At 39.4% G+C, this 6,203-nt stretch carries 4 protein-coding genes, 4 pseudogenes and 1 other annotated feature; of the genes and pseudogenes, 3 read left to right on the top strand and 5 right to left on the bottom strand.

What is annotated here, in order from left to right; all coding sequences use genetic code 11:
* A pseudogene (locus HT699_RS11090) lies at window positions 1–134 on the top strand (IS630 family transposase); the annotation flags it as partial.
* 4 nt (window positions 135–138) lie between these two features.
* A pseudogene (locus HT699_RS12230) lies at window positions 139–862 on the top strand (choline-binding protein C); the annotation flags it as partial.
* A 111-nt stretch (window positions 863–973) separates the two neighbouring features.
* On the opposite strand, the pseudogene HT699_RS11075 reads toward HT699_RS12230, so the two are convergent.
* A pseudogene (locus HT699_RS11075) lies at window positions 974–1,508 on the bottom strand (transposase); the annotation flags it as partial.
* Window positions 1,509–1,564: 56 nt separating this feature from the next.
* A pseudogene (locus HT699_RS11930) lies at window positions 1,565–1,745 on the bottom strand (hypothetical protein); the annotation flags it as partial.
* Between the two features lie 203 nt (window positions 1,746–1,948).
* Between HT699_RS11930 and gdhA the strand changes: the two are divergent.
* Window positions 1,949–3,295 (top strand): NADP-specific glutamate dehydrogenase, encoded by a 1,347-nt coding sequence (gene gdhA, locus HT699_RS11070; RefSeq protein WP_000199528.1) that lies wholly within the window; start codon window positions 1,949–1,951, stop codon window positions 3,293–3,295.
* A 368-nt stretch (window positions 3,296–3,663) separates the two neighbouring features.
* Here gdhA and rplL read toward each other — a convergent pair whose 3' ends face one another.
* From rplL to HT699_RS11055, 3 genes are all read right to left on the bottom strand, one after another.
* Window positions 3,664–4,032, bottom strand: a complete 369-nt coding sequence (gene rplL / locus HT699_RS11065; RefSeq protein WP_001196965.1) for a 50S ribosomal protein L7/L12 — start codon at window positions 4,030–4,032, stop codon at window positions 3,664–3,666.
* Between the two features lie 72 nt (window positions 4,033–4,104).
* Window positions 4,105–4,605, bottom strand: coding sequence for a 50S ribosomal protein L10 (gene rplJ, locus HT699_RS11060; protein WP_001287278.1), 501 nt, complete (start codon window positions 4,603–4,605; stop codon window positions 4,105–4,107).
* 38 nt (window positions 4,606–4,643) lie between these two features.
* Window positions 4,644–4,779, bottom strand: a sequence feature (ribosomal protein L10 leader region).
* A gap of 75 nt (window positions 4,780–4,854) precedes the next feature.
* A complete protein-coding gene (locus HT699_RS11055) occupies window positions 4,855–6,114 on the bottom strand; it encodes a TRZ/ATZ family protein (RefSeq protein WP_000862496.1) in 1,260 nt (419 codons plus the stop codon).
* Between the last annotated feature and the right edge of the window lie 89 nt (window positions 6,115–6,203).

Raw genomic sequence — 6,203 nt, 5'->3', positions numbered from 1 at the left:
TTAAGAATAAAGCCTTTCGAACTTTGGAAGATGTCATGAATCAACTTCAAGATGTTATACAAGGACTGGAGAAGGAGGTGATAACGTCCATCGTTAATCGGAGATGGACTAGAATGCTTTTTGAAAGTAGATGAGTATAAATCTCGTAGCGGAGCAAATGTCTCTGATTAAACTGGACACTACGAATCCTTAATCAATCCAGAATTGACCTATATGGGTTTGGCAGCCTTTGAAAACCCTGTTACTCAAAATGGATGGATTACCGTTGCACAAAGTTTCGGAACATCATCTGGTGGCTCTGAAGAATTAGCTGGTGGTTATGGAAAAGCCATTCAATACATAGAAGCCTACTCTTCTCAGATTCAAACATTTGCGACTAAGGCGAATCTTTTTGACAAAAATTTGAAGGCTATCGGAACTCATAAAATCAAAAATGAAAATAAGAGTACAACGAATAATTCCTACAATTTCTTTAACCAAATGCAAGAAGTAGGTAAAAGTATGGGTTTTTGGCGACAAGCTGGCTCGCGTTGGTAGTTTATGCAACTTGATGGGATCTTACCCTTACAATCAGTGGGCAAAATTAGATAATATCTGGTATCGCTTCGATAGTTCAGTCTGGATGCAAACAGGTTGGTTGAAAGACGGTGAGACTTGGTACTATCTCGACGGTTCAGGTGCTATGAAGACTGGCTGGCTCAAAGATAATGGTAGCTGGTACTACCTTCAAGATTCAGGTGCTATGAAAACAGGCTGGATGAAGGTATCTGGCAAATGGTACTATGCCTATAGCTCTGGTGCTCTAGCAATCAATACGACTACACCAGACGGTTACCGTGTTAATTACAATGGGGAATGGGTAGGATGGTTTAACTACAACAAAAATACTCTATACTATCTCACAGTGAGTAGTCTTCACTTTCAAATAGTATAGAGATTTTTATTTACCTAGTATAGCTCTTATCTTAGGTGTTTATAACAAACTGAAACAAGAGTGGGACAAAAGAGCCTCGTAAAAGGTATTGCAACTTGGTAATACCTTTTTGAGGTGCTTTTTGATATGAGCACATGTCTTCTCAATAGGATTGTACTCAGGTGAGTAGGGAGGAAGGGGTAAAAGTTTATGCCCAAACTCTTCACACAAGAATTCTATCCTAGCTATTCTATTGGAATCTTGCATTATCCATAATAATAACTGAGGGTGTGGTTAATGTTGGTAAGAGAAATTTCTGAAACCATGCTTCAAAAAAGTCGCTCGTCATCGTCTCTTCGTAGGTCATTGGAGCGATTAAGTCACCATTTGTTAGACCTGCAACCAAAGAAATCCCCTGATATCTTCTTCCAGAGACTTTACCTCCTATTAACTGATCCTTTGATGAGCGACCATATTCTCGATAAAAGTAAGTATCGAATCCTGTTTCATCAATATAAACAGGTGCTAAGTGCTTTAAACTATTAAAATTCTTAAGAAATAAGGCTACTTTTTCTGGGTCTTGTTCATAGATAGTATAGTACTTTATGGTTACCGAACAAGTCTAATGAAAAAATTCTGATGATAGTTCTAAATCTCAATAACCGCTTGGGTTCCATGATCCAACTCCAGCAAGACATCTATACTTGTATAGAAAATCCTGCCCTGAATAAGGAGATGTAAATATTTCTTTCCTCCAAAATGGTCATAGTTTTGCTGGCAAATCTAACATATCATGGATAAATTAACAAGTGATTTCTGAATTGCTAAACATTTTCTTCTCTTATAGCATATTTTCAGATTTTCTCTTTGAGAAAGATATTTACAAGAAAAAGGTTCGTTTTTTGTCTATTTTCAAAAAGTCTTAAAACTAAATTGAAAGAATTTTTAGAAAATTTTTGTTTTTCTCTTTACAGTTTAAAAAAATTCTGCTATAATAGCTCATGTAATAAAATATGACAACAAAAGGAGAACGATATGACATCTGCTAAAGAATATATCCAAAGCGTGTTTGAAACTGTAAAAGCTCGTAATGGGCACGAGGCTGAATTCCTCCAAGCTGTTGAAGAATTTTTCAACACTTTGGAACCTGTATTTGAAAAACACCCTGAGTATATCGAAGAAAATATCTTGGCACGTATTACTGAGCCTGAGCGCGTAATTTCTTTCCGTGTTCCTTGGGTTGACCGTGATGGAAAAATTCAAGTAAACCGTGGTTACCGTGTTCAATTCAACTCAGCTGTTGGACCATACAAAGGAGGACTTCGTTTCCACCCAACTGTAAACCAAGGGATTTTGAAATTCCTCGGATTTGAACAAATCTTCAAAAACGTCTTGACTGGACTTCCAATCGGTGGAGGTAAAGGTGGATCAGACTTCGATCCTAAAGGTAAAACAGATGCTGAAGTGATGCGCTTCTGCCAAAGCTTCATGACTGAGTTGCAAAAACACATCGGACCATCACTTGACGTACCTGCTGGTGATATCGGCGTAGGTGGACGTGAAATTGGTTACCTTTATGGTCAATACAAGCGTCTTAACCAATTTGATGCTGGTGTCTTGACTGGTAAGCCTCTTGAATTTGGTGGTAGCTTGATTCGTCCAGAAGCAACTGGTTACGGTTTGGTTTACTATACTGAAGAAATGCTGAAAGCTAACGGTAATAGCTTTGCTGGTAAGAAAGTGGTTATTTCAGGTTCTGGGAACGTTGCTCAATACGCTCTTCAAAAAGCGACTGAACTTGGCGCTACTGTCATCTCTGTATCTGACTCAAACGGTTATGTCATCGATGAAAATGGTATCGACTTCGATCTTTTGGTTGATGTTAAAGAGAAACGTCGTGCTCGTTTGACTGAGTATGCAGCTGAGAAAGCAACTGCAACATATCACGAAGGTTCTGTATGGACTTACGCTGGAAACTATGATATTGCGCTTCCATGTGCTACTCAAAACGAAATCAACGGTGAAGCAGCTAAACGTTTGGTTGCTCAAGGCGTTATCTGTGTATCTGAAGGTGCCAACATGCCGAGCGACCTTGATGCCATCAAAATCTACAAAGAAAATGGTATCTTCTACGGACCTGCCAAAGCTGCCAACGCTGGTGGTGTAGCCGTTTCAGCCCTTGAAATGAGCCAAAACAGTCTTCGCCTCTCATGGACTCGTGAGGAAGTTGATGGACGTCTCAAAGACATCATGACAAACATCTTCAACACAGCTAAAACAACTTCAGAAACATATGGTCTTGATAAAGACTATCTTGCAGGAGCAAACATTGCTGCATTTGAAAATGTAGCAAACGCTATGATTGCCCAAGGTATTGTTTAAGATTCATTTGCTTAATCCTCAATCGCTTCGATTGGGGATTTTTATCTTGAGTTAAACGGTTGGGAAATTCTAATTTAATTAAATTAAATTAAATGAAATAAAAACCGAACAAATTGATTGCGGAATTCAAACCAATTTCTAACAATGTTTTATAAAACTCAGTGGACTATTCTAAATTCAATCTATTTTATACTTTTCGAAAATCTCTTCAAACCACGTCAGCGTCGCCTTACCGTAGATATGTTACTGACTTCGTCNNTTTTCATTGAGTATTACTTACTCGCCAACTTCTTAAACAAAAAGAAAAACCACTACTCCTAAGAATAGCGATTTAATCATGTTTTTAAGCTACTAATGTAGTCGCTCTATTATTTAAGAGTAACTGAAGCTCCAGCTTCTTCCAATTTAGCTTTGATTTCTTCAGCTTCTGCAGTTGCAACGCCTTCTTTAACAAGTGCTGGTGCACCGTCAACAAGTTCTTTAGCTTCTTTAAGACCAAGACCTGTGATTTCACGTACAACTTTGATAACGCCAACTTTTTTGTCGCCTGCAGATGTCAATTCAACGTCGAATGAATCTTTAGCAGCACCAGCGTCAGCAGCACCAGCTGCAGCAACAGCTACAGGAGCAGCTGCAGTTACACCAAATTCTTCTTCGATAGCTTTTACAAGGTCGTTCAATTCAAGGATTGAAGCTTCTTTAATTTCAGCAATAATGTTTTCAATGTTCAATGCCATTGTTATTTCCTCCAAATATGTTTTAAATTTATAATAGATTTTCGTAGCTAGGCTACGCTACGTAGCTTAAGATTAAGCTGCGTCTTCTTTGCTTTCTGCAACCGCTTTGACTGCAAGAGCAACGTTGCGCACTGGCGCTTGAAGTACAGAAAGGAGCATAGAAAGAAGTCCTTCGCGGTTTGGAAGAGTTGCAAGTGCAAGAATCTCTTCTTTAGATGCGACAGCGCCTTCGATTGCACCACCTTTGATTTCAAGTGCTTCAGCGTTTTTAGAAAAGTCGTTCAAGATTTTCGCTGGTGCAATAACATCTTCGTTAGAAAATGCTACTGCAGATGGTCCAACGAATACTGATGCAAGATCTTCAAGACCAGCTTTTTCAGCTGCACGACGCAAGATTGAGTTTTTAATGACTTTATACTCAACTTCGCTTCCACGAAGCTCACGACGAAGAACTGTATCTTGCTCAACTGTCAAACCACGAGCGTCTACAACGACGATAGATGCAGCAGCTTTCATTTTTTCAGCTACTACGTCAACTAGTTCCGCTTTTTTAGCAATAATTGCTTCACTCATTAGTGTGTTCACCTCCGTAATTATTTTGCTTGGGGAATTTTTCCAAAAGAAAAACGCGCCCAAACCTAGACACGAAAGTACAATACGCTTCTTTTTACATGATACGTTTTGTCCTCGGTAGGATATTTATGAGTCGAGCTCCCCTACTGTCTTAGGCAGTTTTTTCAAACCGTATATAAGTATAGCATAGTCAAAAAAAGAATGCAAGATTTTTACAAACTTTTTTTAAAATTTTTCGTGATTTTTCTTCTAAAGTTCTACTGTCAGAACTTGACCTTGCTTAACAACCTGTTCTCCAGCAATATAGACATCATCAACATCACTGGATTTGACAGCATAAACTAGGTGAGAGAGCATATTTTCTTGAGGTTGGAGATGGATTTTGCCTTGTGGTTGAATAACGAGAAAATCTGCCTGCTTGCCGACTTCTAGACTTCCTATCTGATTTTCCATTCCTAGAACCTTAGCCCCTTCGATTGTCAGTGCCTTGAGAGCTGTTTCGATAGGAAATTGGCTGGCATCTCCACTTTTCATCTTCTGAAGAAGGGCTGCAGTCCGTCCCTCCTCAAACATATCAAGATTGTTATTGGAAGCGACCGAGTCAGTCGCAATTCCGACTGCTACTCCTGCTTTTTGGAGCTGGATAATTGGAGCAATTCCTGATGCCAGTTTGAGATTACTGATAGGATTGTGAGCAATAGCCACTTGAGAAGTTGCCAAGCGTTCAATTTCTCGCTCGTTTAATTCGACCCCATGAGCAAAGACAGACGGATGATCTAAGTAACCCAGTTCTTCTAGAAAGGCGAGGGGGCGTTTGCCGTATCGTTTCAGGATAATGCCTGATTCTTCCTTGGTCTCCGCCACATGGATATGGATTGGAATAGCAAGCTCTTTTGCCATTTCCAAACTCGCTTCCAGCAAGTCTCTACTGCAGCTATAGGGAGAATGAGGTGCTACCATAACCTTGAAATTTGGATTTTTATATTTTAAGATTTCGTCTATGATGGATCGAGTTCTGCTTATAGTCTCAGCAGTTGTTTCTGTCTCTGAAGAAAAAAGAGTCGGAGAAAAATAACAACGCATCTTGGAATCTTTCACTGCCTGATAAATCTGCTCAATATTCACACCATTGGGATTATACATATCATTAAAGGTTGTTGTTCCTGACTGGAGTATCTCTGTCAGAGCTTCTTTGACCGCCTTAGTAGTCATGTCGGGAGTAAACTCAGCTTCTGCTGGCCAGATATAGTCATTGAGCCATTCATGGAGATTGCTATCATCCCGAATTCCTCTCAAACCTGTCATAGCAGAATGGGTGTGGCAATTGACCAACCCAGGCATAATCCAAGCTCCCTGATAGTCTATAATCTGCTCAGCTTGCTCTAAAAACGCTGGCTTATCTTGACCGACATAGACGATTTGAGAATCCTTGACTGCTAAGATTCCATCAAGATAAACATGGAAATCTTGATCACAAGTCACGATATTTACATTCTGAAAGACTTTCATTATAGGCTCCTTTTCTAAAAGACAAGTTATACTCTCTTCAAACTACTTCAGATTCACTTTGCCGTAGGTGTGGTTACTGACTTCGTCAG

Source organism: Streptococcus sp. 1055 (assembly GCF_013276815.1).
GTDB lineage: Bacteria > Bacillota > Bacilli > Lactobacillales > Streptococcaceae > Streptococcus > Streptococcus pseudopneumoniae.
The sequence above is the reverse complement of the archived record's forward strand: the minus strand, read 5'-3'. Positions and strand labels throughout refer to the sequence as shown.

Bases quoted from the DNA above. Each gene is read 5' to 3' on its own strand.
- rplJ (WP_001287278.1), bottom strand. From the start codon at position 4,605: ATGAGTGAAGCAATTATTGCTAAAAAAGCGGAACTAGTTGACGTAGTA.
- HT699_RS11055 (WP_000862496.1), bottom strand. From the start codon at position 6,114: ATGAAAGTCTTTCAGAATGTAAATATCGTGACTTGTGATCAAGATTTC.
- gdhA (WP_000199528.1), top strand. From the start codon at position 1,949: ATGACATCTGCTAAAGAATATATCCAAAGCGTGTTTGAAACTGTAAAA.
- rplL (WP_001196965.1), bottom strand. From the start codon at position 4,032: ATGGCATTGAACATTGAAAACATTATTGCTGAAATTAAAGAAGCTTCA.